Origin of the sequence: Micromonospora sp. NPDC049151, from assembly GCF_040648395.1 — a bacterium.
In the GTDB taxonomy this organism is placed as follows: Bacteria; Actinomycetota; Actinomycetes; order Mycobacteriales; family Micromonosporaceae; genus Micromonospora.
The window spans coordinates 69,151-94,243 of record NZ_JBEZDP010000026.1 but is presented as its reverse complement, the minus strand read 5'-3'; the positions used below and the strand labels follow the sequence as shown (position 1 = coordinate 94,243).

Annotated in this window: 27 protein-coding genes; 15 read left to right on the top strand and 12 right to left on the bottom strand. The window is 75.3% G+C overall.

Annotated elements, in window-relative coordinates; all coding sequences use genetic code 11:
- The first annotated feature begins 370 nt into the window (after positions 1-370).
- The gene (locus AB0B20_RS25220; RefSeq protein ID WP_357384070.1) at positions 371-916 is read left to right on the top strand and encodes a GNAT family protein; all 546 of its coding nucleotides are present in this window, start codon (positions 371-373) and stop codon (positions 914-916) included.
- A 108-nt stretch (positions 917-1,024) separates the two neighbouring features.
- Here AB0B20_RS25220 and AB0B20_RS25215 read toward each other — a convergent pair whose 3' ends face one another.
- A complete protein-coding gene (locus tag AB0B20_RS25215) occupies positions 1,025-1,618 on the bottom strand; it encodes a hypothetical protein (RefSeq protein ID WP_357473949.1) in 594 nt (197 codons plus the stop codon).
- A 100-nt stretch (positions 1,619-1,718) separates the two neighbouring features.
- On the opposite strand from AB0B20_RS25215, the gene AB0B20_RS25210 reads away from it, so the two are divergent.
- Positions 1,719-3,017, top strand: a complete 1,299-nt coding sequence (locus tag AB0B20_RS25210) for an NAD(P)/FAD-dependent oxidoreductase (protein WP_357384074.1) — start codon at positions 1,719-1,721, stop codon at positions 3,015-3,017.
- Positions 3,018-3,042: 25 nt separating this feature from the next.
- Here AB0B20_RS25210 and AB0B20_RS25205 read toward each other — a convergent pair whose 3' ends face one another.
- The 3 genes from AB0B20_RS25205 to AB0B20_RS25195 all read right to left on the bottom strand — a co-directional run bounded on the left by AB0B20_RS25205 (position 3,043) and on the right by AB0B20_RS25195 (position 6,037).
- Entirely contained in the window at positions 3,043-4,167 is a 1,125-nt protein-coding gene (locus AB0B20_RS25205) for an AI-2E family transporter (RefSeq protein ID WP_357384076.1), read from the bottom strand.
- Between the two features lie 38 nt (positions 4,168-4,205).
- Positions 4,206-4,994, bottom strand: coding sequence for a fused MFS/spermidine synthase (locus AB0B20_RS25200; protein WP_357384078.1), 789 nt, complete (start codon positions 4,992-4,994; stop codon positions 4,206-4,208).
- Positions 4,995-5,065: 71 nt separating this feature from the next.
- The gene (locus tag AB0B20_RS25195) at positions 5,066-6,037 is read right to left on the bottom strand and encodes a DUF2267 domain-containing protein (protein ID WP_357384080.1); all 972 of its coding nucleotides are present in this window, start codon (positions 6,035-6,037) and stop codon (positions 5,066-5,068) included.
- Positions 6,038-6,220: 183 nt separating this feature from the next.
- On the opposite strand from AB0B20_RS25195, the gene AB0B20_RS25190 reads away from it, so the two are divergent.
- The gene (locus tag AB0B20_RS25190; RefSeq protein ID WP_357384082.1) at positions 6,221-6,514 is read left to right on the top strand and encodes a hypothetical protein; all 294 of its coding nucleotides are present in this window, start codon (positions 6,221-6,223) and stop codon (positions 6,512-6,514) included.
- An 82-nt stretch (positions 6,515-6,596) separates the two neighbouring features.
- Here the strand turns inward: AB0B20_RS25190 and AB0B20_RS25185 are convergent, their stop codons facing one another.
- Both AB0B20_RS25185 and AB0B20_RS25180 read right to left on the bottom strand, forming a co-directional pair.
- Positions 6,597-6,944: an STAS domain-containing protein gene (locus AB0B20_RS25185; RefSeq protein WP_357384084.1), complete on the bottom strand. Its 348-nt coding sequence runs from the start codon at positions 6,942-6,944 to the stop codon at positions 6,597-6,599.
- 43 nt (positions 6,945-6,987) lie between these two features.
- Positions 6,988-7,332, bottom strand: a complete 345-nt coding sequence (locus AB0B20_RS25180; RefSeq protein ID WP_357384086.1) for an STAS domain-containing protein — start codon at positions 7,330-7,332, stop codon at positions 6,988-6,990.
- Between the two features lie 253 nt (positions 7,333-7,585).
- Here AB0B20_RS25180 and AB0B20_RS25175 point away from each other — a divergent pair, with 253 nt between their 5' ends.
- The 5 genes from AB0B20_RS25175 (at position 7,586) to AB0B20_RS25155 (ending at position 11,933) form a co-directional block, all read left to right on the top strand.
- Positions 7,586-9,346 (top strand): PP2C family protein-serine/threonine phosphatase, encoded by a 1,761-nt coding sequence (locus AB0B20_RS25175; RefSeq protein ID WP_357384088.1) that lies wholly within the window; start codon positions 7,586-7,588, stop codon positions 9,344-9,346.
- Positions 9,343-10,389, top strand: a complete 1,047-nt coding sequence (locus AB0B20_RS25170) for a cobalamin-dependent protein (protein WP_357384090.1) — start codon at positions 9,343-9,345, stop codon at positions 10,387-10,389. Before AB0B20_RS25175 ends, AB0B20_RS25170 begins: the two co-directional genes overlap by 4 nt.
- 76 nt (positions 10,390-10,465) lie before the next feature.
- A complete protein-coding gene (locus tag AB0B20_RS25165; RefSeq protein WP_357384092.1) occupies positions 10,466-10,813 on the top strand; it encodes an STAS domain-containing protein in 348 nt (115 codons plus the stop codon).
- Positions 10,814-10,883: 70 nt separating this feature from the next.
- Positions 10,884-11,330 carry a response regulator gene (locus AB0B20_RS25160; RefSeq protein WP_357384094.1) on the top strand — a complete coding sequence of 149 codons (447 nt, stop codon included), beginning with the start codon at positions 10,884-10,886 and terminating at the stop codon, positions 11,328-11,330.
- A 117-nt stretch (positions 11,331-11,447) separates the two neighbouring features.
- A complete protein-coding gene (locus AB0B20_RS25155) occupies positions 11,448-11,933 on the top strand; it encodes an ATPase (RefSeq protein ID WP_357473944.1) in 486 nt (161 codons plus the stop codon).
- A gap of 6 nt (positions 11,934-11,939) precedes the next feature.
- Here AB0B20_RS25155 and AB0B20_RS25150 read toward each other — a convergent pair whose 3' ends face one another.
- Entirely contained in the window at positions 11,940-12,686 is a 747-nt protein-coding gene (locus AB0B20_RS25150; protein WP_357384098.1) for a hypothetical protein, read from the bottom strand.
- Between the two features lie 450 nt (positions 12,687-13,136).
- Here AB0B20_RS25150 and AB0B20_RS25145 point away from each other — a divergent pair, with 450 nt between their 5' ends.
- Positions 13,137-14,075: an endonuclease/exonuclease/phosphatase family protein gene (locus AB0B20_RS25145; protein WP_357473941.1), complete on the top strand. Its 939-nt coding sequence runs from the start codon at positions 13,137-13,139 to the stop codon at positions 14,073-14,075.
- Positions 14,076-14,079: 4 nt separating this feature from the next.
- Here AB0B20_RS25145 and AB0B20_RS25140 read toward each other — a convergent pair whose 3' ends face one another.
- Both AB0B20_RS25140 and AB0B20_RS25135 read right to left on the bottom strand, forming a co-directional pair.
- Positions 14,080-14,508, bottom strand: coding sequence for an OsmC family protein (locus AB0B20_RS25140; protein ID WP_174531207.1), 429 nt, complete (start codon positions 14,506-14,508; stop codon positions 14,080-14,082).
- A gap of 80 nt (positions 14,509-14,588) precedes the next feature.
- A complete protein-coding gene (locus AB0B20_RS25135) occupies positions 14,589-15,536 on the bottom strand; it encodes a serine/threonine-protein kinase (protein ID WP_357384103.1) in 948 nt (315 codons plus the stop codon).
- Positions 15,537-15,667: 131 nt separating this feature from the next.
- On the opposite strand from AB0B20_RS25135, the gene AB0B20_RS25130 reads away from it, so the two are divergent.
- Positions 15,668-15,892: a hypothetical protein gene (locus AB0B20_RS25130; protein WP_357384105.1), complete on the top strand. Its 225-nt coding sequence runs from the start codon at positions 15,668-15,670 to the stop codon at positions 15,890-15,892.
- A 27-nt stretch (positions 15,893-15,919) separates the two neighbouring features.
- Here AB0B20_RS25130 and AB0B20_RS25125 read toward each other — a convergent pair whose 3' ends face one another.
- Entirely contained in the window at positions 15,920-16,717 is a 798-nt protein-coding gene (locus AB0B20_RS25125) for an alpha/beta fold hydrolase (RefSeq protein ID WP_357473938.1), read from the bottom strand.
- On the bottom strand, positions 16,714-17,607 hold the full coding sequence (locus tag AB0B20_RS25120; protein ID WP_357384109.1) for an SDR family oxidoreductase: 894 nt from the start codon (positions 17,605-17,607) through the stop codon (positions 16,714-16,716). The genes AB0B20_RS25125 and AB0B20_RS25120 overlap by 4 nt, the downstream gene beginning before the upstream one ends.
- 142 nt (positions 17,608-17,749) lie before the next feature.
- Here AB0B20_RS25120 and AB0B20_RS25115 point away from each other — a divergent pair, with 142 nt between their 5' ends.
- The 5 genes from AB0B20_RS25115 to AB0B20_RS25095 all read left to right on the top strand — a co-directional run bounded on the left by AB0B20_RS25115 (position 17,750) and on the right by AB0B20_RS25095 (position 24,518).
- The gene (locus AB0B20_RS25115) at positions 17,750-18,490 is read left to right on the top strand and encodes a response regulator transcription factor (protein WP_357384285.1); all 741 of its coding nucleotides are present in this window, start codon (positions 17,750-17,752) and stop codon (positions 18,488-18,490) included.
- A complete protein-coding gene (locus AB0B20_RS25110) occupies positions 18,468-20,003 on the top strand; it encodes an ATP-binding protein (RefSeq protein ID WP_357473935.1) in 1,536 nt (511 codons plus the stop codon). The genes AB0B20_RS25115 and AB0B20_RS25110 overlap by 23 nt, the downstream gene beginning before the upstream one ends.
- Before the next feature lie 45 nt (positions 20,004-20,048).
- Entirely contained in the window at positions 20,049-22,487 is a 2,439-nt protein-coding gene (locus tag AB0B20_RS25105) for a glycosyltransferase family 39 protein (protein ID WP_357473930.1), read from the top strand.
- A 3-nt stretch (positions 22,488-22,490) separates the two neighbouring features.
- Positions 22,491-23,717, top strand: a complete 1,227-nt coding sequence (locus AB0B20_RS25100; RefSeq protein WP_357384115.1) for a dolichyl-phosphate beta-glucosyltransferase — start codon at positions 22,491-22,493, stop codon at positions 23,715-23,717.
- Between the two features lie 96 nt (positions 23,718-23,813).
- Entirely contained in the window at positions 23,814-24,518 is a 705-nt protein-coding gene (locus AB0B20_RS25095; protein ID WP_357473928.1) for a helix-turn-helix transcriptional regulator, read from the top strand.
- Between the two features lie 7 nt (positions 24,519-24,525).
- Here the strand turns inward: AB0B20_RS25095 and AB0B20_RS25090 are convergent, their stop codons facing one another.
- Positions 24,526-24,927 (bottom strand): VOC family protein, encoded by a 402-nt coding sequence (locus AB0B20_RS25090; protein ID WP_357473926.1) that lies wholly within the window; start codon positions 24,925-24,927, stop codon positions 24,526-24,528.
- Between the last annotated feature and the right edge of the window lie 166 nt (positions 24,928-25,093).

The window sequence follows — 25,093 nt, the reverse complement described above, 5'->3', positions numbered from 1 at the left end:
ACCCGCTACGACAAGTTAGCCGTCCGCTTCCAGGCCGTCCTGACCATCACCATCATCTGCGAGTGGCTCTGACCGGCTTATGAAACACGCCCTAGCCCGACAGGCCCGCGCGGACCTCGCAGACCTCGCCGAACGGGCGCTCGTAGACACGAACGGCAGGACCTGCTCCCAACAAGCGAGATCCGCAGGCCACATGACAGGAACTGACGAGATCTTGGTACGAAAGGGCCCCTATGGGGCCGTTTCCTACCAAGATCTGCGGGCTGGCTCCGGAGCGAGGCGGTCACGCGGTCGCGGTCCGCCGGAATGGGCGGCGGGTGGAGTGCATCCCGGGTGGGGCGGGACAGGGGCGGTGGCCGAGAGTGGAGCGGTGCGATATCTGCGCAGCGACGGCCGCGTCGCCATCCGCCGTCCCCGCCCCGCCGACGAGGCGGAGTTCGTCGCCGCCGCCCGGCGCAGCCGCGACCTGCACCATCCGTGGCTGTCAGCGCCGGACGACGCGCAGATGTACGCGGCGTACCTGCGTAAGATCCGGCGGCGGGACAGCTCCGGGTTCCTGTTCTGCGACCGGGAGAGCGGCGAGATCGCCGGGTACGCGAACATCAGCGGCATCGTGCTGGGCGCGCTGCGCGGCGGCTACCTCGGGTACGCGGCGTTCCGCCCGTACGCCGGGACCGGGCACGCCTCGGCCGGGGTGCGGCTGGTGATCGGGTACGCGTTCGGGCCGCTGGGGCTGCACCGGCTGGAGGCGAACATCCAGCCCGGCAACGAGCCGTCGAAGCGGCTGGCGCGACGGCTCGGCTTCCGGCTGGAGGGGTTCTCCCCGGACTATCTGTTCATCGACGGCGCGTGGCGCGACCACGAACGCTGGGCGATCACCGCCCCGGACCGGGCGGACCCGGCGCCGGGACGGTGACCGAGCGGCCTCAGCTACCGGGCTTCGGGAAGGCGACCGGGCTGCGGTGCCCGGCCCGGTCGACCGCGCGTACGCCGAAGAACACGTTGTCCTTGGACAGGTCGATGGTCACCTCGGTGACGTCGCCGACCGGCAGCACCTTCTGCCGTCGGCGCCGGGTGCGTCGCTGACCGCGTCCATCACGTCGGTGGCACGGGAGTCGTAGTGGCCGGTGATGACGTACACCCGCTCTGGTGTGACGTCGCCGCGCAGGGTCGCCACCACGTTGGTGATGGTGGTCGGCTCGGGAATGCGGGAGGCGGGCTGCTGCACGTACGACTGGAGTTCGACAGTCATCCGGCCGCCGGACGCGGCCGCGTACCCGGACAGTTGGGCGTGGATCCAGTCGCGGGCGGCGCCGATGCCGCGTACCGGATCGGTCTGGCTGGACAGGGTGTGGCGGGTGCCGAACGCGGCGAGCCGGCGCACGACGGCCTCGATCCGGCGGCTGTCGATCTCGCGCAGCAGCGCGGTCAGCTCGCGGCCGGGGCGTTGCGGCCGGGCGGGGCGGCCCGGACCCGGGGGAGCGCCGGTCGCGGCGGCGGCCGGGGCGGCGGTGAGCGGGGTCGCGACGGCGGCGGCGGTGGCCGCCGCTGAGGCGGTGAGGAAGGTACGCCGGCTGGGCCTTGTGGGCCGGCCCTCGGCGGTCTCGTGGTTTCCCATCCCGGCATCCTCGCGCCGCTCGCGTGGAATGTCCATATAGCTGCCGATGGATGGATCATGGGCACGTTTGTCGCAGGTCTGCCCGGGAACCGCAGAAGGCATGACGAAACCACGTGTGGTGATCGTGGGGGCCGGGTTCGCCGGGTACCACGCGGCCAAGACGTTGCGCCGGCTGGCCCGCGACCGGGCCGAGATCGTCCTGCTGAACACGACCGACTACTTCCTCTACCTGCCGCTGCTGCCGGAGGTGGCGGCCGGCGTGGTGGAGCCGACCCGGATCGCCGTGCCGCTGGCCGGCACGCTCGACGGCGTTCGCGTGGTGGTCGGCGAGGCGGACCGGGTCGACCTGCAGAACCGGTGGGTCGGCTACCGCTCGGTCGAGGGCGAGCACGGGCAGCTCGCGTACGACCGTCTCGTGCTCAGCGTCGGCAGCGTCAACAAGCTGCTGCCCATCCCCGGCGTGACCGAGTACGCCCACGGCTTCCGTGGCCTGCCCGAGGCGCTGTTCCTGCACGACCACGTGGTCCGGCAGATCGAGCTGGCCGAGCTGACCGAGGACCCGGCCGAGCAGCGGGCCCGTGCCACGTTCGTGGTGGTCGGCGCCGGCTACACCGGTACGGAGGTGGCCGCGCACGGGCAGCTGTTCACCGACCGCCTGATGGCCCAGCGCCCGCACCTGAAGGTCCGGCCGCGCTGGATGCTGCTGGACGTGGCGCCCCGGGTGCTGCCCGAACTGGACCGGCGGATGTCCGTCACCGCCGACCGGGTGCTGCGCAAACGCGGTGTTGACGTGCGGATGGGCACCTCCGTCGCCGAGGCCACCCCGGACGGCGTGATGCTCACCGACGGCGAGTACGTCCCGACGTGCAGCCTCATCTGGTGCGTCGGCGTACGCCCCGACCCGTTCGTGGCCGAGCTGGGCCTGCGCACCGAGAAGGGCCGGCTGGTGGTCGACGAGTTCCTCAACGTCCCCGGCTACCCGGATGTGTTCGCCTGCGGCGACGCCGCCGCCGTGCCCGACCCGACCCGCCCCGGGCAGGTGTGCGCGATGACCGCGCAGCACGCCCAGCGGCAGGGCAAGCTGGCCGCGCACAACATCGCCGCCTCGTACGGCCAGGGCGAGCGCAAGTCGTACAAGCACCACGACCTGGGCTGGGTGGTGGACCTCGGCGGCAAGGACGCGGCGGCGAACCCGCTGAAGGTGCCGCTCGCAGGGCTGCCCGCCAAGGCCGTCACCCGGGGCTACCACCTGCTGGCCATGCCGGGCAACCGGCCCCGCGTCGCGGCGGACTGGGCGCTGGACGCGACGTTGCCCCGCCCCGCCGTGCAACTCGGCCTGGTGCCCGCGAACGCGGTGCCGCTGGAGAGCGAGTCACCGGAACTGGCCCGCCGCCACTGAGCGCCGCCCGTACGCCGGCCGGCTCTCACCCGCCGGCCGGCGGCCGTTCGGGTGTTCTGGCGCTACCGGCCGGACCTGTGTCGGGCGGCTCGGCCGGATCGCCGTCGGCGGGCTGCGGCAGGGCCTGCCGCCCGGCCGGGACGAACTCACGCAGCAGCACCTGGACGATGCCCGCCGCCGGGATCGCCAGCAGCGCGCCCACCAGGCCGGCCAGCTCGACCGACAGCAGGACGCTCACCAGCACCGTCAACGGGTTCAGCCGGACCGCGCGGGCCATGATGACCGGTTGCAGCAGATGGTTCTCCACCTGCTGGTAGACCACGAAGAAGACAAGCACGACGAGGCCGGCGGTGGGGGAGTGCAGGAACCCCGCGCCGGCCGCGACGGTCGCCCCGAGCGTGGCGCCGACCAGCGGGATCAGGTCGAACACGGCCACCGCCAGCGCGATCACCGCGGCGAACGGCACACCGAGCAGGAACAGCACGAGGAACGTCAGGCCGCCGCAGATCACGCTGATCAGCAGGTTGCCGCTCAGGTAGCCGGTGACGATCCGGGACGAGTCACGCCCGATGCGCCGCAGCCGCGCCGCTGTGCCGTCGCCTGTCAAGCGCAGTGTGGCGGCCACGATCCGCGGCGCCTCCAGGACCATCAGGTATGCCAGCACCACCACGGTGACCAGGGCGGCGACTGCCTGCACCACGCTGCGGACCACCCCCACCGTGGGGTCGCCGAGCCGGGCGCCGTACCGGCGCAGCCGGCCGGGTTCGGCGTACCGGAGCAGGTGGAAGCGGTCCAGCAGCCGCCCGACCGGCCCCTGCCCGGCCTGCGCCTCGCGCACCAGGTCCGGCACCCGGTCGGCGAAGCGGCCCACCTCGTCCACCAGCGGCACCACGATCAGCGCGCCGAGGGCGGCGAACAGCGCGAACGCGGCCAGGAAGACGAGCAGGGTCGCCAGCGCCCGGCGGCGTACCCGGCGTTCGAGACGGTCCACGAGCGGTTTGAGGGCGACCGCGAAGAACACCGCCACCAGCCCCCACACCAGCACCCGGCGGGTGGCCCAGACCAGCGCCAACGCGACCACCGTCGCGAGGACGAGACCGATCACGATCAGCGTCCGGCGCGCGGTGGACCGGTCGTCGGCGGCGCTCATCCGGCGCGGCTACCCGCCGCACCCCAGGGGAAACCGGCTCAGCCCAGGTCGGCGTCGGTGACCGGGTGGGCGCCGGCGGCGAACGCGTCGAGCGTCGCGGCGTGCAGCACGGTCCCGGGCACCGGGTCGGCGGCGACGCGGTTGGCGAGCCGGCGTACCGGGAGACGGTCCGGCGCGGGCGAGGCGGCGAGCACCACGTTGCCGTACCGCCGGCCGCGCAGCATCCGCCGGTCGGCGATGAGGCAGACGTCGGCGAACACCGCGCGCAGCGTGGCCACCTGCGCCCGGGTGTGCGCCAGCGGCGGCAGGTCGGTGAGGTTGATCAGGTAGAGGCCGTCCGGGCGCAGCACCCGGGCCACCTGCGCCGCGAACTCGACCGCCGCCACCTGAGGCGGCATCCGGGCCGCCCGGTAGACGTCGGCCACCACCACGTCGTACGTCCCGGACGGTGCCTCGGCGACCGCCTCCCGCGCGTCGCCGAGCGCCACCACCACCGCGGGCGGCAGGGGCGGCAGCTTACGCCGGACCAGCTCGACCACGCCCGGATCGCGCTCGATCACCCGCTGCGCCGAACCGGGCCGGGTGCTCGCCATCCAGCGCGGCAGCGTGAGCGCGCCGCCGCCGAGGTGCAGCGCGCACAGCGCCGCGCCACGCGGGGCGGCCACGTCGATCGCGGCGGCGATCCGCCGCACGTACTCGAAGTGCAGGTACCGGGCGTCGGCCACGTCGACGTACGACTGCTCGACCCCGTCGGCCAGCAGCGTGCGCCCGGACGGACGGGCCGGGTCCACCACGATCTCCAGGGTCTCGGTGTCGTCGTGATCCACGGCGGGACACGGTACCGCGCGGTCGCGGGCGGCCCCGGCCCGCGTGGGACCGGGGCCGTTCCGCCGCCGGCTCAGCCGGCCGCCATCCCGGCGCCGGCCTCGTCGATCGCCGCGTCCACCCGGTGCGCGAGGTCCACGTCCGCCGCGGTCACGCCGTCGACCTGCTGGGTCCGGACGGTCAGCACGGCGTTGTCCGGGTCCGGCCGCCCGATCTGCGGCGACCGTCCGACGTCGGACTTGAGCCGGTCCAGCCGGTCGAGGACCCGGTCCAGGTTGCCGCCGGGCAGCTCGATCGTGCGCACCAGCGACCGCCTGTCGCTGGACCAGTAGGGCAGCGTGGCGAGCGCGTCACGCAGCTCCGCCTCGGTCAGCGGCGCGGTGGCCGAGGACGCGCCCACCAGGCCGCCGCCGAAGTCGGTCGGCCCGAGCAGGTCGCGCAACCCGTCGGGTACGCGCAGCGACTCGACCAGTTCCGCGTCGGCCTCGGCGAGCGCGGCGAGCGTCGCCTCGGCCTGGTAGCGCGCCTGCTCCGGGGTGAGGCGGCTGTACCGGCCGACCTCGGCCAGGAAGCCGGGCAGGTCGCGGCGGCGTTCCATGCCGTGCACCGGCACCACGTCGTGCAGGGTCAGCGGCACCGCCTCCAGCAGCCGCTCCCGTTCCGCCTCGTCCAGCGCCCGCGCCAGGGCCAGCACGGTGGCCTCCGCCGCTACCTTGGCTTCGCGGAAGTCCACCCCGGCGCGCCGGCTCACGTCGTCGACGAGATCCCGGTAGCCCATCGAGACTCCGGGTGACGGCACCGGGTCCGGCAGCGGGCGCGGACGCTCCGCGACGGCGACCGGCGGCGGCGCGGGACCACCCCGGGTGCTGTCCGGCTTGTGCCGTCCGGCCGGCGGCGGGCCGGACCGGTCGTGCTGGTCCAGCGAGGTGACCTGCTTGGACGCGCTCAGGCTGGCGCCGGTCTGGCTCGGCCGCCGCCCTCGCTCGCGGGCCTCGCGGGCCAGGGTCCGGCGGCGCTGGTTGTCGCCCTCCATCTGCTTGCGCATCGTCGCACCTCGTTCCTGGGTCGGTTGCGCTTGCGCCGATCGCGTTCCCGGCGCTGGCGGGAAGGTAACGGCGGACCGCCCGGCGGACGCTTCACTCGCTGCGGGTGAGGAGTGCTCACCCTGGCGGGCGGCAGGCTCGGACGGACCGGACAACTTCCGACGCACGCGGAAGGGCAGGTCGACATGAAACGGATCGTGGAGATCGTCCCCGCCCGTCCCGGCTGGTACGCCCGCTGGCGGATCGGCCCGGACGCCACCCGCTCGTACCCGGTGACCCTGTGGGCGCTGCTGGAGCAGCACGACGGCAGCGGACGCGAGGTCGTCGGCGTCGACTGTGTCGGGCAGTGGCCCGGAGCGGACGACGACGACATGAGCGGGGACTTCGTCCGTTATCTGTTCCAGACGCCCGATTCCGGTGCTCCGGAGGACGTCGAGGCGCCGGTCACGCCGCACCGGCAGGCCGCGCCCGCCGCCTGAGCCTTCCTCCCGGCCCCCGGCCCCTGGTCCCAGGGTCGGGGGCCACCCCTGTCCACCGGCTGGTCAGCCCGCTTCGCGGGGGTCAGCCGACCTCGCGGGCGCCGCGGGTCAGGTCGCGCGGCGGGGCGGCCAGCAACTCGGCCAGGCCGGTGCGGTCCAGCAGGTGCTTGATCTGCGGGTTCAGGTGCAGCAGGCGGATCGCCCCGGTGCCGGCGCGGTGGATCACCACGAGCGCGCTCAGGCCGGAGGAGTCGCAGAGGTCCACCCCGGCGAAGTCGAGTTCCAACTCCTGGTGACCCTCGCGGCGCAGGTGGGCCACGGCGTCGACGAGCTCGGGCGCGGTGTCGAAGTCCAGTTCCCCGGCCAGCCGCACCCGGGCGGAACCGGCGCCGAGCCGGTCCACCTCGATGGTCAACATCTGGGAGGGCACATGTCCATGTTCCCAGCCGGGCCCGGCCGGGAAACCCCCGGGGTCACGCGGACGCGGTCGATCCCGGCGCGGGACGGCCGGGCGCGTCGTCGACCGGCGAACGCTCGAGCAGGCCGGTGACGCCGGTCAGGTCGAGGATGGTCTCCAGGAAGCGCGGGACCGCACGCAGCTCGATGGCGGTGCCCGCCTGCTGGCCCTCCCGCCAGGCGTGCACGATCACGGACAGGCCGGTGCTGTCCATGAACTGCAGGTCGCCGAAGTCGAACACCAGCGTCGCGGGGCACCCGGCGAGCAGCCGGTCGATCTCGGCGCGCAGCGGGGCCGCCGTGGCGTACGCCAGGTCGCCGCCGACGACGACGACCGGGACGGCCGGGTCGGAGCGGTCCACGGAGACGCTCAGCGGGCTCGCCTCGGGCCTTCTCCGTTGAGGAACCACGTCACGCCTTTCCGCGGGCTGCCGGCCGGGCCGGGATTGACAGGATCGTAACAACAGCGGCCTCACCTCGCTGGACGCGCGAGCCGGCCGGCAGCGCCGCGGGGTGGCGGTCCCGGCACACCGGCGTAGGGTGGTCGGTGAGACGTGACCACAGGCGCCAGGTCCGGCGCCCCCGGGTGTCGACGAGGAGAGTGGGGCTCAGCTGGTGACTGCTGCCGACGTCAGGGGTGCCGACCCGGGCGACGGACGGATCTCCACGCCGAGCGCCGCACGGGCCCCGGCGTGGTCCTCCGCCGCGCCGGTGCCGTCCGCCCTGCCGCCGCTGGCAGCCGACCGCGACCTCACCGTGCCGAACTGGTCCGAGGTGGTCGAGCACTTCCGCGAGGGCCTTGTCGTGTGCGACGCCGACGGCGTCGTCCAGCACGTGAGCCCGGTCGCGGAGCGGCTGATCCCCGAGGTGACCCCCGGCGAGCTGCTGGCCGCAGCCGGGCCGGCCCCGCTGCGCGGCGACAGCCCGGCCGAGTTCACCCACCACGGGCGCCGGCTGCGCGTACGGCCGGTCGCGCTGTCCCACCGCCGCCGCTGCTGGTACGTCGACGACGTCACCGAGATCGTCAGCCGGGCCGACGCGCTGCTCGCCGAGCGGGCCCGATCCGCCTTCCTCGCCGTGGTCGGCGAGAAGCTCGGCAATCCGCTGCACCCGGATCGCGCCGCCGCCGCCGTGGTGCGCCTGGCGGTGCCCACCGCTGCCGACGTGGCGGTCCTCGTGCTCGCCCCGCGCTCCGGCCGGGCACGCTGGTGGCGGGCGGTACGCGCGGACGACCGGGCGCCGGTCGTGGACAGCGGGATGCTGGCCGCCCCGGCGCTTCCCGCGGCCATCGAGGCGGGCCTGGCCGGCACCGAGCCGCACGAGCTGGACTGGCTGGTCGAGCAGGCCGCCGAGGCGGGCTGGCTGCCCGGCCTGGACGCCTCCGGCGCCACCGCGCGGGTGGTGCCGCTGCCCGGCCGGGAGGCGCCGGCCGGTGCGCTGCTGGTGGTCCGGCGTGCCGACCGCTGGTACGACGAGGCCGACGTGGACCTGGTCCGCGCGTTCGCGGCCCGGGCCGGCGCGGCGCTGACCACCGCCATGCTCTACCGCGACCAGGCCGAGGTCGCCGACACGTTGCAGGCCAGCCTGCTGCCGGTCGAGCCGGCCGCCGCGACCGGCGTGCAGTGGGGCACCGCGTACCGGCCGGCGCAGGCGGGTCTGCGCATCGGCGGCGACTTCTACGGCTCGCACCGGCTCGCCGACGGCGGCTCGGTCTTCTTCCTCGGCGACGTGTCCGGCAAGGGCGTGGAGGCGGCCGTGTTCACCGGCCAGCTGCGTCAGTGCCTGCAGGCGCTGCACCGGGTCGAGACCCAGCCGGGGCGGCTGCTGAAGCTGCTCAACGACGCGCTGCTGGAGACCACGCAGGCGCACGGGCAGGGCCGGTTCGCCACCATGGTGCTCGGCGTGGCCCGGCCGCAACGCGACGGCGGCCTGACGCTCACCCTGGCCGGCGGCGGGCACCTGCCGCCGCTGGTGCTGCGGGAGTCCGGCGACGTCGAGGTGGTGCCGCTGCGCGGCATGCTGATCGGCGTGGTGCCCGATCCCCGCATCGGCGAGGTGACGGTGCACCTGGCGCCGGGGGAGACCTGCCTGTTCTACAGCGACGGGGTGACCGAGGCGCGCGGCGGCCGGCGCGGTGACGAGCAGTTCGGCGCCGAGCGGCTGCTCAACGCCGTGACCGGTTGCCACCGGATGCCCGCGCCGGCGCTCGCCGAGCGGATCGAGCAGGTGACCTGCGACTGGCTCGCGCACGGCGACCACGACGACATCGCGGTGCTGGCGCTGCGGGCCACCGGTCCGGCCGGTCGCGCGCCGCGACACCTGCACGCTGTGCCGGATCCGGCCGGGACCGAACGACCGAGGGAGTTGTCCGCGTGACAGTGCCGACCGTGGAGGCCGACCCGGGTCACGCCTTCGCCAGCTACCTGGAGTGCCTGGCCGACGCCGACGAGGCCGCCGCCGTGGCGGTGGCGCGTGGGCTGCTGGAGGCGGGCGTGCCGGCCGAGCGGGTGCTGCTGGACCTGGTCGCCCCGGCCCAGGCCGAGGTGGGTGAACGCTGGGCCCGCAACGAGTGGAGCGTCGCCCAGGAGCACGCCGCGACCCACATCAGCGAGCGGGTGGTGGCCGCGGTGGCCGCGTACGCCGATCCGCGCCCGACCCGGGGGCGGATCGTGATGGCCTGCATGGACGGGGAGTGGCACGCGTTGCCGGCCCGGCTGGTGGCCGAGGTGCTGCGGCTGCGCGGCTGGCAGGTGATCTTCCTGGGCGCCAGCGTCCCGGCCGCGCACCTGGTGTCCTACCTGCACCGCTACGACGCGGAGGCGGTCGCGCTGGCCTGCGCCCTGCCGATGCGGCTGCCGCACGCCCACCGGATGGTGGAGGCGTGCCGCCGCTCCGACGTGCCGGTGGTGGTCGGTGGCCGGGGCTTCGGCGACGACGGCCGCTGGGCGCGCGTGCTCGGTGTGCCCTGGGCGCCCGACGCGCCGGCCGCGGCGGATCTGGTGGCCGACGAGCGGGCGCTGCGCGAGACACCGCCCGCGCGGCTGGACCACCTGGCCGACGACGAGTACGCCAGCCTGGTCAAGCGGCGCGGCGAGCTGATCGACAGCGCCCTGGCCGATCTGCGGGAGCGGGTGCCGTCGACCGCCGACTACACCCCCGCGCAGCTCGACTCCACGATCAGCGACCTCGGCTACATCGTGGACTTCCTGGCCGCGGCGCTCTACGTGGACGACGCGACGCTGTTCACCGGCTTCGTCGAGTGGCTGGTGGAGATCCTGGTCAGCCGCGGGGTGCCGGCCGGCGCGGTGGGGTTGACGCTGGAGCACTATGGACACCAGCTTCGCGACTTCCCGCGCGCGGCCGCCTTCCTCGACCGGGGCCGGGCCCTGGTGGGCGGGTTGTCGGCGGCGGGCCGCTGACGGGCCCGCGGCTGGCCGTCGCATATACTTGCACCACTGCAAGGGTTCGCCTGCGGTGGGAGCGAGAGGGGCCACTGTGACGTTCACCGTCACGTACGCCCAGCGGGACGGGGGCGGCGCCCGCCTCCTGCTGGCCGGCGAACTCGATCTCAGCACGGCCGGCGAGCTGAACTCGACGATCGACCGGCTGGTCGCCGAGGGGCGGCGCGAGCTGCTGCTCGATCTCACCGGCCTGACGTTCTGCGACTCCACCGGCATCGCGGCGTTCGTCCGCGGGGACAACCTCGTCGCCGCCGACGGCGGCTGGCTGCGGCTCACCGGGGCGACCGGCCGGGTCGCCCGGGTGCTCCAGGTGACCGGGCTGGCCGAGGTGCTCCACCACGACCGCGACACGGTCGACCCGACCGCGTCGGCCGCCTCCTGATCCGGTACATTTCCCCGCCAGCAGCCGGCCGTGTGCCGGGCGCCCTCCTCACCACGAAGCAGGTAACCCGATGGGTCAGACCAGCCCCAGCCCCGTTCGCATCCTCGTGGTGGACGACGACCCGGGTGACGTCCTGATGATCGAGGAGGCGCTCGCCGACTCGGACGTCGACAAGGTCATCGACGTGGTCGCCGACGGCCAGGAGGCGATGGAGTTCCTCCGCCGCGAGGGCCGGCACGCCGAGGCGCAGCGCCCGGACGTGATCCTGCTCGACCTGAACATGCCCCGGATGGACGGGCGGCAGGTGCTCGGCGAGGTCAAGGGTGACGAGAGCCTGCGGACCATCCCGATCGTCGTGCTGACCACCTCCAACGCCGACACCGACGTGGTCAGCAGCTACACGTTGCAGGCGAACGCGTACGTGACGAAGCCGATCGACCTGGACGACTTCAACGACGTGGTGCGCCGGATCGACGAGTTCTTCGGCCGGGTGGTCGTGCTCCCGAAGCACCAGTAGGGGCGCGGAGTCCGGGCCCCCGCATCCTGAACATTTTGCGGGAACGGCCGCGCCGGGCGCGTACCGACCCGCAGGATCGGCAGGTGGGGGACGTACCGGCTGCCTGGGGGGCGACGCATGAGGTTCTCGGTGGTGGAGGCCGGCTACGACCGGCGGCAGGTCGACGCCTGCCTGGACGAGCTGAGCCTGCGGCTGGGTCGGCTGGCGGCGCGAGCGGAGGGCGCCGCCGGGGCCGGCCGGGAGTGGGACCAGATCCGGTCGGACGCCCTGCACCTGTGCGACTTCCTGCACCGTCGTACCGCCCCGGTCGAGGAGGGCGCGTCGCGCCCCTCGCCGGCCGAACGGGAGGCCGCCGAGCTGCTGGCGGCGGCCCGCGCCGAGTTGGAGGCCGCCCGCGAGGAGGCCCGCCGGTTGCGGGAGGAGGCGTACGCCGAGGCGGTGCGCGCGCGCCGCGAGTTCGAGGCGGCCCTGCTGGCCCGCCGCCGCCGGGAGTCCCGGATCGACGAGATCCTGGCCGGTGCGCGGGGCGAGCGGGTGCCGGTGGACACCCCGGCCGCCGCGGCGAGCGTGCGGCCCGCCGGCACCGGGCGCAGCGCCGCCTGACCCGGGTCAGACCAGCGCCGCCACCACCGTCGAGGCGCGCTTCTCGTGCCGGGCGTACGCGTCCGGGTAGGCGGACACCTGCACCGCCTGGGCGGCGGCGGTGACGCTCATGTCCTCCCAGCCCGGCACCTCGCGAAGCGCGGCGTAGAAGGCGCGGGCGGCGTACGCCGGTCGCATGAGCTGGGCGACGGTGCCCCAGCCGCTGCTGGGCCGCTGCTGGAACAGCCCGACCGAGTCGTGGTCGGAGCCGCTGCCCTGGTGCGGGTGGTCGAAGGACTGCGGCAGCGCGTCGCTGGCCAGGTTGTAGAGGTCGCTCTCCTGCATGGCGGTGGCCACCGCCACGACCATGGCCCGGCGGGGCATCCTCATGTCCCGTCCCACGTCGACGATGGCCTTGGCGTTGTCCATCTGCCGCTGGTCCAGGCCGGCGACCGGGCGGGGGCGCTGCGCGCGTACCGGCTTCTGCGGCGGCTTCGTCGTCGCCGGGGCCGTGCTGGGCGTGGGAGCCGGCGGCGGCAGGGCCGCGGCGGCCGGTGGCGCGACCCGGGTGAAGTCGCGGGAGGCCCGCTGCTCGGCGGCGGCCCGGTCGGCGACCGCCTCGCGTACCTCCAGGTGCGCCGGGCCGCTCTCGCCGACGCCCGCCACGCCGATCAGGCCGAGGCAGCAGGTGACGCCGGTGGCCACCGCGACCCGGCCGGACACGGTCCGGGACGGGCCGCGCCGGGGCGGTTCCGGGGCACGGTGACGTCCCACCCGCCGTTCGGCTGATGCCGGGTCAATCGTTCGGCGAACCGGGCGGTTGGCGGGCAGCGGCTGATGATCGGACTCGTCGGGATGCACCCGCCGAGGCTAGAAAGCCTGCGGGCCGTTGCCATCGGGGTGATTGGTGGCATGCGCCACAATCCGCCGCATTGGCGGGCGACATTAGGTACTGCCGATCATGAGAAGCGCTAATGGTGCGTACCCGAAAGAATGCCTATGTCGGTTTCGGCAGTACGAAACGGGCGTTCGGCGGCGCCGGTGGCGACTGACGCGCACCTCCACCGTTCGGCCGACGGTGCCGTGGTCGGCCGGCCCGCGCCCGCCGGCGGTCCGCCGACCCGCCGGATCGACCCCCGGCGATCCGGCGGCGCCCGCACCGGAGCCTCGTGGATCATGGCACGCCGCCGCGCGGCGTCCCGGGCGCTCGCTACGATTCCGACGGTGACGCAGCGGATGGCCGACGAGCGCCCGCCCGGCCCCCGCAGCCGGCGCGGCGCCCTCGTCATCGCCTGCGCCGTGCTGCTCGCGCTGCTGCTGGCCGGGCACCGGGCGGTGCCGAACGTACACGGCCTGGGCAGCCTGGTGGACAGCGTCACCCCGCTGCTCGGCGTCGCCGTACCGCTGCTCGCGCTCGTGGCGCTGCTGCGCCGCTCCCGGGCGGCGTTGCTGGCGGTGCTGCTGCCGGCCCTGGTGTGGGCGGCGCTCTACGGGCGCGCGTGGCTGCCCCCGGCGGCCGCCGCGGACGGCGTCACGGTCCGGGTGGCCAGCCAGAACCTGCGTGCGGGCAACCCCGACCCGGCCGCCACGCTGGGCGCGCTCACCGGCGAGGCCCCGGACCTGATCGGGCTCCAGGAGGTCGCCGACGGCGACCGGGTGGCGTCGGCGCTGGCCGGGCGCTACCCGCACCGGGCGGTGGTGTCGACTGTCGCGCTGTGGAGCCGGTGGCCGATCCGTGAGGCGCACGGCGTGGACACCGGGCTGGGCTGGGACCGCGCGCTGCGGGCCGTGGTCGCCGGGCCCCGGGGCGACCTGACCGTGTACGTGGTCCACCTCGGGTCCGCGCGGGCCGGGCACACCGCCACCCGGGACCAGACCGTCGCCGCGCTCGCCGACGCGGTGCGCGCCGACCGGTCCGACCGGCTGGTGGTGCTCGGCGACCTGAACACCGCCACCACCGACCGGGTCTTCGACCCGCTGACCCGGCTGCTCGGCGACGCGCAGGCCGAGGCCGGGCAGGGATTCGGCTTCACCTGGCCGGCGGAACTGCCTGTCACCCGGCCGGACCACGTCCTCTACCGGGGGCTGACCCCGGCCACCGCCGGGGTGCTGCACACCCCGGCCAGCGACCACCGCGCGGTGACCGCCGGCTTCCGCTGGTGAGCGCTCAGTGCCGGCCGTTCTCCGCCGGGGTCACGGTGAGCCGGTGCCGGCTCGGGTCGCCGCTGGAGAAGGGCCAGAGCCGGTCGGCGTACGCGACCAGGTCGGCCAGCTGTTCGCGGGTCAGTCCCGCCGAGGAGATCTCGGCGTGCACGTCGGCCCGGTAGCGGCCGTCGTCGTCGCGGCCCAGCTTCGCCTCGGCGGTCACCTGCACGGTGTGCGCCTCGTCGGTGATCTCCCCGGCCGCCTCCACCGCCGCGTGGTGCAGGCAGGAGGCGAACGCCGCGGCCAGGAGCTGCTCCGGCGTCAGGCCGGTGCAGTGCGGCGCCAGCGGGGACGCCAGGGCGGAGGAGAGCCCGCCGTCATCGGTGCGTACGTGACCGCCCGCCGCGGTCGCCGTGGCCGTCTCGGCCAGCCAGGAACTCGGATCCGGCATCGCGTTCCTCCCGTCACTCACCGGCCCGCGTTCCCGGACCCGCGGCGGCGAAACCGTGCCCGGGCCGGCAGTAGGAGCGCTCAGCCGACCCGGCCGCTGGTCGCGGCGTCGACGGCCATCGCCTCGGTGGCCTCGGCGGCGGCCCGGCTGGTCCACGGCGACACCTGCGGGACGCGCTGCCGGGGCAGGATCGCCGTCATCGGCACGTAGACCCGGGCGTCCACGGCCTCGGCCAGCAGCAACGCGGCCATCGGGCTGGTCGGCCGGGCACCCGGGTCGGCGTCGAGGCAGCTCCGGCACAGCTCGGCCACCTCGCCCGGCAGGCCGGGCACGTCGGGCAGCGGGCGGGGCGGCCGGCGGCGGCGCGACCCGAGCAGCTGTGTGGTGCTGGCGGCCTCGTACGGCAGTTCACCGGTGAGGCAGTAGTACAGCAGCACGCCGAGGGCGTACATGTCCGCGGCCGGGGTGGCCGGCTGCCGGTCGAGCTGCTCCGGAGCCAGGTACGCGGGGGTGCCCACCACGACGCCGTCCGGGGTGTGGTCCGGTGCGCCGGCCGGGGTGGCGATGCCGAAGTCGAGCACCTTCACCCCGCACGGGGTGAGGATCACGTTCGCGGGCTTCACGTCCCGGTGCACGATGCCGTGGGCGTGCGCGGCGGCCAGCGCGGCGCACACCTCGGCGCAGACCCGTACCGCGATGCGCCAGTCCAGCGGCCCGCCACGCAGGTGCGCGGCGAGGGTCTCGCCCTCGGCCAGCTCCATCACGATGTACGGCACCGGCCGCCCGTCCGGCAGCGTCGCGGTGCCGAAGTCGTGCACGCTGGCCACGTTCGGGTGCACCAGCCGCGCCGCCGAACGCGCCTCGGCCCGGATCCGGTCCACCGAGCCGGCGTCGCCGTCCAGCGCGGGGGAGATGAGCTTCACCGCGACGGTACGGTCCAGCACGCGGTCGTGCGCGCGCCACACCTCCGACATGCCACCCAGGCCGGCTCGCTGTTCGAGCTCGTACCGCCCGCCCAGCGTCCTCATCGCCCACTCCTCGCCTCGTCCGGTGTGCCCTCCGGTCCCGCTACCCGGCCCCGGAGCTGTGCAAACCGCCGGGGGCCGCCGCTCCGGCGGGGTAGCTTCGCGGCGGGGGACTCGACGGACGGAGGGCGGCGGTGGCTCTGGTGCGCGTACGGTTCGTCGGCGGACCGGCCGACGAGCTGACCCGGGATCTGCCAGCCGGTCCGGGCGGCGCGCCGCCGCCCCGGTGGGTGCTGCGGCATCCGGAGGAACCGGCCGAGGGTGTGGCCGACCATCTCTACGAGCGCGACGACCACGCGTCGCCCGGTGGCTGGACGATGCGGTACGTGCACACGTTCCCGTTCGGCGCGACCGAGTGAGGCGGCACGGCGGCGCCGCCCGGGACGTCAGGCCGGCCGGACACCTGTGGTGCCGAGGATGACCGAGGCGACCAGTTCCGGATCGTCGTGCATCGGCACGTGCCCGCAGCCGGGCAGGTCCAGGTGCCGCGCGGCGGGCAGCCGGGTACGCGCCAGCGCCGCCTGCCGGTAGGGCAGTATCCGGTCCCGCGTACCCCAGGCCACCGTGACCGGCACCGTGGGCGCGCCCGCGTAGGCGTACCCCCGGCCCGCGCGGGCGACGGCGCGGAACGCCCGTGCCTGGCGCAGCGCGCGGGCGTCGGCGAGCGCGTCGTCGAGCGCCATCCGGTTCGGCCGGGCCAGGATCATGCCCATCGCCAGCATCCGCAGCGCGGGCGCGGCGAACAGGCGGCGCAGCACCGGCTCGGGCAGCCGGGCCGCGTTGCGGTGCAGGGACAGCACGGTCAGCGCCCAGCGCAGTTCGCGTGCGGTGCAGAAGCCGGCCGGTGACAGGGCGGTCGCGGAGGTGACCGCGCCGAGCGCGGCCAGCTCCAACGCGATCGCGCCGCCGAGGCTGTTGCCCGCGACGTGCGGGCGTTCCAGCCCGAACGCGGCGAACAGCTCGGCCATGGCGGCGGCCAGGCCGGACATGTCGGCGGGCAGCCCGGCGGCGGGCACCGGGGAGCGGCCGAAGCCCGGCAGGTCGACGGCGATGACGTCGTGCGCCTCGGCGAGGCGGTCCAGCACCGGCCGCCAGGCGCCACAGTGGTGACCGATGCCGTGCAGCAGCACCAGCGGCGGTCCGGCGCCCCGCCGCTCGTAGACGACGTCCACCGGCGTGGTCACGACCGCGCCCGCGGGGTGCTGGCGCCGAAGCCCCGGCCCAGCGCCCGGGACTGTTCCTCGATCAGCGGCACGGTGGCCCGGGCGGTCCGGCCCACCAGCCGGTCGGCCAGCGGGCTGACCAGCACCGACCGCACGGCCTGCACGCCCGCTACGGCGCGCGGCACGTACACCCGGCGGCTGCGGCGCTCGATCGCCCGGACGAACGCCTCGGCGCACTCGGTCACGGTGGTGGTGCGGCGCAGCGGCCACGGCAGCTTCGCCAGGGCCGTGGAGAAGGCCGGCAGATCGGCGCGCGCCTCGCGGACCAGGTCGGTGTCCACCCACGACGGATGGGCGGTGCCGACCGCCACCCCCCGGTGCGCCAGCTCCAGCCGGACCGCGTTGCCGAACTGCTCGACGCCCGCCTTGGAGGCGCAGTACGCGGCCATGCCGGGCAGCGCGGCGAACGCCGCCGCCGAGGAGACGATCAGCAGGTAGCCGCCCCGGTCGACGAGCGCCGGCACGGTCGCCGCGGCGGTGCGCATCACCCCGATCAGGTTGACCTCGACGGTACGCACCAGCGCCTCGACGTCGCCGACGGCGATCGTGCCCCGGTTGGCGACCCCGGCGTTGGCGACCACCGCGTCGATCCCGCCCAGTGCCGCCACGGTGCCGTCGACCGCCTCGGCCAGCGCCTGCTGGTCGGTGACGTCGGCGGCGAACCAGGCGTGTCCCGGGCCCAGCTCGGCGGCGAGCGCGGCGAGCCGGTCGGGTTCCAGCCCGACCAGTGCCAACCGGGCGCCGCGTGCGGCGGCGAGGCGGGCGGTGTGCTCGCCGATGCCCCGGGCCGCCCCGGTCACCAGCACCACCTTGCCGGCCAGCCGGCCGGACAAACGACCGTCGATGGACATGCCGGGAAGTTACCACTGGGTAGCCGGGGTGCGGAAGACCTCGCCGGACCTGGCCGGAACGCCGCCGCGCGGCGCGCACAGCTGGTACACAGGATCGGGACAGCCCGGCGACAGCGGGTCCGCCCACGATGGGGGCATGGTCATGAACGCGCAGTCCGCGCAGGGTCGCATCGAGCTGCGCCGACCGGACGGCGAACCGGTGCGGGTGCTTGTCGTCGACGACGAGCCGACACTCACCGACCTGCTCTCGATGGCCCTGCGCTACGAGGGCTGGCAGGTCGCCACCGCCGGCAGCGGCATGTCCGCGGTCACCACCGCCCGCCAGTTCCGCCCGGACGCGGTGGTGCTCGACGTGATGCTGCCCGACCTGGACGGCTTCCAGGTGCTGCGCCGCCTGCGCGAGCAGTTCCCGAGCGTGCCGGTGCTGTTCCTGACCGCCCGCGACGCCGTGGAGGAGCGCGTCGCGGGGCTCACCGTCGGCGGCGACGACTACGTCACCAAGCCGTTCAGTCTGGAGGAGGTGATCGCCCGGCTGCGCGCGCTGCTGCGCCGCTCCGGCTTCGCGGTCGCCGCCCGCGAGGAGGCGGTGCTCACCGTCGGCGACCTCACGCTGGACGAGGACAGCCACGAGGTGCGCCGCGGCGACGACCTGATTACGCTCACCGCCACCGAGTTCGAGCTGCTGCGCTACCTCATGCGCAACCCGCGCCGGGTGCTCAGCAAGGCGCAGATCCTCGACCGGGTCTGGAACTACGACTTCGGCGGCCAGGCCAACGTGGTCGAGCTGTACATCTCGTACCTGCGCAAGAAGATCGACGCGGGCCGCGCGCCCATGATCCACACATTGCGCGGGGCGGGTTATGTCCTCAAGCCCGCCGAGTGACGGGCGCGGCCGGCTGCGCAGCCGCCTGGCCGGCTGGTCGCTGCGCCGCCGCCTGGTGCTGTCCGTGGTGGCGCTGCTCGCGCTGGTCAGCGTCGGCATCGGCGGCCTGACCACAGTCGCGCTGCGACACTTCCTGATCGACCAGATCGACAACCAGCTCAGCTTCGGCGACCGCCGGCCCGACGACCTCGAACGCTGGGCCCGGCGGGGCATGGACCCGCCGCGCCCGGGCCAGCGGCCCGGCCAACCGGACTCCGACGAGGTGGCGCCGGACCCCCCGGGCGGCTTCCCGCCGGGCTCGATCGCGGTCCGGGTGCCGGTCACCGGAGAACCCGTCGGCCGGGTCCGGTCGGAGAACGGCGACAGCGAGGAGGTGCCCAGCGCCGACCTGGCCGCGCTGGTCCGCGTACCCGTCGGCGAACGCCCGCGCACGGTCGTCGTCGGCGGCGACCGGGGCGAGTACCGGGCGGTCGCGCTGCGGTCGCCGCGCGGCGACGGCGACGTGCTGGCCCTCGCGATCCCGCTGGCCCAGGTGGACGACACGGTCATGTGGATGCTCGTCGCGCAGGCCGGGGTCATCGGCGCCGGACTGGTCATCGCCGGGGCCCTCGGCATGCTCATCGTCCGGGTCACGCTGCGCCCGCTCAACCGCGTCGCCGCCACCGCCGCCCGGGTCACCGAACTGCCGCTCGACCGCGGCGAGGTCGCCCTGTCCGTGCGGGTGCCGGCCGCCGACACCGACCCCCGCACCGAGGTCGGGCAGGTCGGCGGCGCGCTCAACCGGATGCTCGGCCACGTGGACGCCGCGCTCGCCGCCCGGCAGGCCAGCGAGACCCGGGTACGCCAGTTCGTCGCCGACGCAAGCCACGAGCTGCGCACCCCCCTCGCGGCCATCCGCGGGTACGCCGAGGTGGCCCGCCGGGGCCGCCAGGAGGTGCCGCCCGACGTGGCGCACGCGCTGCGCCGCGTCGAGTCGGAGAGCACCCGGATGACCAGCCTCGTCGACGACCTGCTGCTGCTGGCCCGGCTGGACTCCGGCCGTCCGCTCGCCGCCGAGCCGGTCGACCTGACCGCCACGGCGGTGAACGCGGTCAGCGACGCGCACGTCGCCGGACCCGACCACCGCTGGCAGCTCGACCTGCCCGACGAACCGCTCACCGTCACCGGCGACGCCCACCGGCTGCACCAGGTGCTGGCGAACCTGCTGGCGAACGCGCGGGTGCACACCCCGGCCGGAACCACTGTCACCGTCCGGCTCGCGCCCGCGCCCGGCGGCGTCGAGCTGCGCGTCACCGACGACGGGCCGGGCATCCCGGAGCAGCTACAGCCGGAGGTCTTCGAGCGGTTCGCGCGCGGCGACAGCTCCCGCTCCCGCGCCCAGGGCAGCACCGGCCTGGGGCTGGCCATCGTCGCCGCCGTGGTGGAGGCGCACCACGGGCGCGTCGACGTGGTCAGCCGGCCCGGCCACACCGCATTCACCGTCTGGCTCCCCGGATCCACAGCAGACGCATAGGCCACGCATGGCAGCGGGTCAGCGGGCGCTCCGAGGCTTGCCGGCATGGACAGAACCGAGAGCCTGCCGACCGCGCCCACGGCCGATCCACCCGGCGTCGAGCCGGCCCCCGCGCCCGTACCCCTGGAGACCCGCGCCGGCCGCGACCCGCGCTGGGCCCGGCCGGCCCTGCTCGGCCTGCTGGTCGTGACCACGCTGCTCTACCTGTGGGGACTGGGCGCCTCCGGCTGGGCCAACGCGTTCTACTCCGCCGCCGTGCAGGCCGGGTCGCAGAACTGGACCGCGTTCTTCTACGGCTCGTCCGACGCCGCCAACTCGATCACCGTGGACAAGACCCCGGCCTCGCTCTGGCTGATGGCGCTCTCGGTGCGCATCTTCGGCCTGAGCAGCTGGTCGATCCTGGTGCCGCAGGCGCTGCTCGGCGTCGCCTCGGTCGGCGTGCTGTACGCGACGGTCCGCCGCTGGCACGGCCCGGCCGCCGGACTGCTCGCCGGGGCGGTGCTCGCGCTCACCCCGGTGGCGACGCTGATGTTCCGGTTCAACAACCCGGACGCGCTACTGGTGTTCCTGCTGGTCGCCGCCGCGTACGCCACGGTGCGCGCGGTCGAGACGGCGAGCACCCGGTGGATAGCGCTGACCGGCGTGCTCGTCGGCTTCGGCTTCCTCACCAAGATGCTCCAGGCGTTCCTGGTGATCCCGGTCTTCGCCGGGGTCTACCTGCTGGCCGCGCCGACCGGCCTCGGACGGCGCATCCGCCAGCTCCTGCTGGCCGGGCTCGCCGTGGTCGTCTCCGCGGGCTGGTGGGTGGCGATCGTCGAGCTGGTGCCGGCGAGCGCCCGCCCCTACATCGGCGGCTCGCAGAACAACAGCATCCTGGAGCTGACGCTCGGCTACAACGGCCTGGGCCGTATCACCGGCGACGAGGTGGGCAGCGTCGGCGGCGGTGGTGCACGGCCCGGCGGCGGTGGACCGTTCTCCGGTCAGGCCGGGCTGCTGCGGATGTTCGACACCGAGGTCGGCGGGCAGATCTCCTGGCTGCTGCCCGCCGCGCTGATCCTGCTGGTCGCCGGGCTGTGGCTGGCCGGGCGGGCGCCACGTACCGACCGGACCCGGGCCGGTCTGCTGCTCTGGGGCGGCTGGCTGCTGGTTACCGGGCTGATCTTCAGCTTCATGTCCGGCATCTTCCACGCCTACTACACGGTCGCCCTGGCTCCGGCGGTCGGCGCGCTGGCCGGCATCGGCGTCACCGGGCTGTGGCGGGCCCGTTCCGGTGCGGCTTCGGCTGCGCTCGGCCCGGCCGCGCCGGCCCGGTGGCGTGGGTTCGCCGCCACGCTGGTCCTGGCCGCCACGCTCGCGGTCACCGCCTGGTGGTCCTGGCGCCTGCTCGGCCGCACCCCCGACTGGCATTCCTGGCTGCGCCCCACGGTGCTGGCCGTGGGCCTGACCGCAGCCGTCTTCCTGGCCGCGCCGGCGTTCCTCACCCGCCCCCACCGGCCCGTTCCGCCGTCTCCCACCTCCCCGCCGTCTCCCACCTCCCCGCCCTTGCCCGGCTCCCCGCCCTCCTCGTTGATCAAGGAGTCTATGTCCGGGAGCGGCGATCACGATGACGCGAACTCCTTGGTCAACTCGGGGGCAGGGGAGGGGGCGGCTGGGCCTCGGGGAGGGTTTGCCGGGCGGGTTGTGCGGTGGGTGGCGCCGGTGGTGTCCGTCGCCGGGATCGCGGTGGCGCTGGCCGGGCCGGCCGCGTACGCGATGCAGACCGCCGCCACCCCGCACAGCGGCTCCATTCCGAGCGCGGGGCCGGCCGGAGCGGGTGGCCTCGGTGGCCCGGGCGGCCCGGGCGGGCGGATGCCGGGCGGCGGGAACGGGCAGTTCCCCGGTGGCCCGGGCGGCGGGAACGGGCAGTTCCCGGGCTTCCCTGGCGGCCCGAACGGCACCGGCTCCAGCGGCACGGGCCCGGACGGCGGGGCGAACGCCGGTGGATTCCCCGGATTCCCGGGCGGTGGTTCGGCTCCGGGCGCGCCCGGCGGCACCGGCACCGGCACCGGCACCGGCGGCGCCGGTCCGGAGCGTGGCACGGGCCCGGACGGCCGGGGCCAGCGCGGCGGGGGCATGGGCGGGCTGCTCGACGCCCGCGAGCCGAGCGCCGAGATGACCGCGCTGCTCACCGCCGACGCGGACCGCCACACCTGGGTCGCCGCCACGGTCGGCTCGAACAACGCCTCCGGCTACCAGCTGGCCACCGGCCGGCCGGTCATGCCGATCGGCGGCTTCAACGGCAGCGACCCGTCGCCGACGCTGGCCCAGTTCCAGCGGTACGTCGCCGACGGGCGGATCCACTACTTCCTCGGCGGCGGCGGGTTCCGCGCCAACGGCGGCAGCAACGCCTCGGCCGAGATCGCCGCGTGGGTCGCCGACAACTTCACCGCGACCACCGTCGACGGCGTGACCGTGTACGACCTGAGCAGCGGAAAGCAGGGCTGAGCGGTGGCGGAGACGTACGCGCCCCGGGCGGCTGTGCAGGCCCGGCCCGCCGCTGGCAGCGCGGTGCTCGACGTGGTGGTTCCGGTCTACAACGAGGAGGCCGACCTCGGGCCCTGTGTCCGGCGGTTGCACGCGCACCTGACCGCGCACTTCCCGTACCCGTTCCAGATCACGGTGGCCGACAACGCCAGCGTGGACGGCACCCCGGCGGTGGCGCGGGCGCTCGCCGACGAGCTGCCCGGGGTGGGGGTGCTGCGCCTGGACGAGAAGGGACGCGGACGGGCGCTGCGCGCCGCGTGGTCGGCGTCGCCCGCGCCGGTGCTCGCGTACATGGACGTGGACCTGTCCACCGACCTGGCCGCGTTGCTGCCGCTGGTGGCGCCGCTCATCTCGGGGCACTCGGACCTGGCCATCGGCACCCGGCTGGCGCGGACGAGCCGGGTGGTCCGGGGCGCGAAGCGGGAGGTGATCTCGCGGGGCTACAACCTGCTGCTGCGGGGTGCGCTCGCGGCGCGGTTCTCCGACGCGCAGTGCGGGTTCAAGGCGATCCGCGCCGACGTGGCCGCCGGGCTGCTGCCGCTGGTACGGGACACCGGCTGGTTCTTCGACACCGAGCTGCTGGTGCTGGCGCAGCGGGCCGGGCTGCGCATCCACGAGGTGCCGGTGGACTGGGTGGACGACCCGGACAGCCGCGTCGACATCGTCGCCACCGCGCTGGCCGACCTGCGGGGCATCGGCCGGCTGGGCCGGGCGCTGGCCACCGGGGCGCTGCCGCTGGCGCAGCTACGCGCCCAGCTCGGCCGGGGACCGTTGTCGGCGCCGCCCGCGCGCGTGCCGGCCGGTCTGCCGCGCCAGCTCGTGCGGTTCGCCGCGGTGGGCGTGGCGAGCACGCTCGCGTACCTGCTGTTGTTCCTGCTGGCCCGCGGACCGCTCGGGGCGCAGCCGGCGAACCTGCTGGCGTTGCTGCTCACGGCGGTGGCGAACACGGCGGCCAACCGGCGACTCACGTTCGGGGTCAGCGGGCGGCGGCACGCCGGCCGCCACCACCTCCAGGGCCTGCTGGCGTTCGCGCTGGGCCTGGCCCTGACCAGCGGCTCCCTGGCCGCGCTGCACGCCGCCATCACCACCCCGAACCGCGCGCTGGAGCTGACCGTCCTGACAACGGCCAACCTGGCCGCGACAGCCCTGCGCTTCCTCCTGCTCCGCCTGGCCATGCACCACCGCCGGTAACCCCTTCCAGCCGTCGATCATGAGGTTGACGGCGCGACACGCCGGGCGCCGACACGGTCAACTTCATGATCGACGGGCGGGTGGCAGGGTTGGGGCGTGTACCGGGAGTGGGCGGCAGTGGGGGTTCCGGACGGGGTGCTGTGGAGCAGCGTGTCCGGCGGCAGCGAGACGCGGGTGCTGCCGGACGGGTGCGTCGACCTGCTCTGGTCCAGCCGGTCCGGGCTGCTGGTCGCCGGTCCGGACCGCACCGCGCACCTGTCGCGGTCGGCGCCGGGGGACCTGTGGATCGGGCTGCGCCTGCCGCCGGGCACCGGCCCGGCCGTGTTCGGGGTGCCGGCCGAGGAGCTGCGGGACCGCCGTGTACCGCTGGCCGACCTGTGGGGCCGTGCCGCCGCCGAGGTGACCGAGCGGGTCGAGGCGGCGCTGGCCGCGCCGGGCGGCGAGGCCGCCGGGGTGCTGACCCGGGTCGCCCGCGACCGGCTGCGCGCGGCCGGCGGCCCCGACCCGCTCGGCGCGCGGGTCGCCGCCCGCCTGGCCGCCGGGGCCACTGTGGCCGCGACCGCCGCCGAGGTCGGCCTCGGCCCGCGCGCCCTGCACCGGCGCAGCCGGGCCCTGTTCGGGTACGGCCCGAAGACGCTGGCCCGCATCCTGCGGATGCGCCGCGCGCTGGACCTGGCCCGCGCCGGTGCGCCGCTCGCCGAGGTGGCGGTGCGCAGCGGGTACGCCGACCAGGCCCACCTGACCCGCGAGGTACGCGAGCTAGCCGGGGTGCCGCCCACCCGGCTGCTCGGCCGCGACTGAGCGCCGGTCAGCCGGCGGCGGGCAGCGGGGCGAACAGGTCCACCCCGTTGCCGTCCGGGTCATGCAGGACCGCGTACCGCTGGCCCCAGAACGCGTCCCACGGCGGCAGCTCACCGTGATGCCCCGCGCCGGTCAGCTCGGCGTACCAGCGGTCCACCTCGGCCGGGTCGGCGCAGCGGAAGGCCAGGCTCATCCGGTTGTTGCCGCCGGACGGGTCGAAGTCGGGGTGGAAGCTGCGGATCACCTCGACCGTGTCCCAGGCCAGCCGTACGCCGTTCGGCAGGGTGACCTCGACGTGCCCTTCCGTCTCGGCGCCGGCCGGGATCGGCAGCCCCAGCCGCCGGTAGAAGTCGAGCGTGCGGGCCATGTCGGTGACCACGGCCCCGATCAGATCGAACTGCGGTGTCATGCCGGCCACGGTAGACACGACCGGCCCGGCCCGTCTTGAACGGATCGGACGGGGGACGAGTGGCCGGTGTGGCCGCGCGGCCGCTCGCCGAGACGTTACGGTGGGGGACAAGTCCGGCTTAGAGCAATAAAGCTCCCATTCCGGGCGTGCACATGATGACCGGCGA

Coding starts and splice junctions, on each gene's coding strand:
- AB0B20_RS25135 (WP_357384103.1), bottom strand. CDS start 15,536: ATGAGGACGCTGGGCGGGCGGTACGAGCTCGAACAGCGAGCCGGCCTG.
- AB0B20_RS25205 (WP_357384076.1), bottom strand. CDS start 4,167: ATGAGCGCCGCCGACGACCGGTCCACCGCGCGCCGGACGCTGATCGTG.
- AB0B20_RS25195 (WP_357384080.1), bottom strand. CDS start 6,037: ATGCGCAAGCAGATGGAGGGCGACAACCAGCGCCGCCGGACCCTGGCC.
- AB0B20_RS25090 (WP_357473926.1), bottom strand. CDS start 24,927: ATGACACCGCAGTTCGATCTGATCGGGGCCGTGGTCACCGACATGGCC.
- AB0B20_RS25155 (WP_357473944.1), top strand. CDS start 11,448: ATGAGGTTCTCGGTGGTGGAGGCCGGCTACGACCGGCGGCAGGTCGAC.
- AB0B20_RS25160 (WP_357384094.1), top strand. CDS start 10,884: ATGGGTCAGACCAGCCCCAGCCCCGTTCGCATCCTCGTGGTGGACGAC.
- AB0B20_RS25115 (WP_357384285.1), top strand. CDS start 17,750: ATGAACGCGCAGTCCGCGCAGGGTCGCATCGAGCTGCGCCGACCGGAC.
- AB0B20_RS25120 (WP_357384109.1), bottom strand. CDS start 17,607: ATGTCCATCGACGGTCGTTTGTCCGGCCGGCTGGCCGGCAAGGTGGTG.
- AB0B20_RS25105 (WP_357473930.1), top strand. CDS start 20,049: ATGGACAGAACCGAGAGCCTGCCGACCGCGCCCACGGCCGATCCACCC.
- AB0B20_RS25215 (WP_357473949.1), bottom strand. CDS start 1,618: ATGGGAAACCACGAGACCGCCGAGGGCCGGCCCACAAGGCCCAGCCGG.
- AB0B20_RS25210 (WP_357384074.1), top strand. CDS start 1,719: ATGACGAAACCACGTGTGGTGATCGTGGGGGCCGGGTTCGCCGGGTAC.
- AB0B20_RS25190 (WP_357384082.1), top strand. CDS start 6,221: ATGAAACGGATCGTGGAGATCGTCCCCGCCCGTCCCGGCTGGTACGCC.
- AB0B20_RS25110 (WP_357473935.1), top strand. CDS start 18,468: ATGTCCTCAAGCCCGCCGAGTGACGGGCGCGGCCGGCTGCGCAGCCGC.
- AB0B20_RS25140 (WP_174531207.1), bottom strand. CDS start 14,508: ATGCCGGATCCGAGTTCCTGGCTGGCCGAGACGGCCACGGCGACCGCG.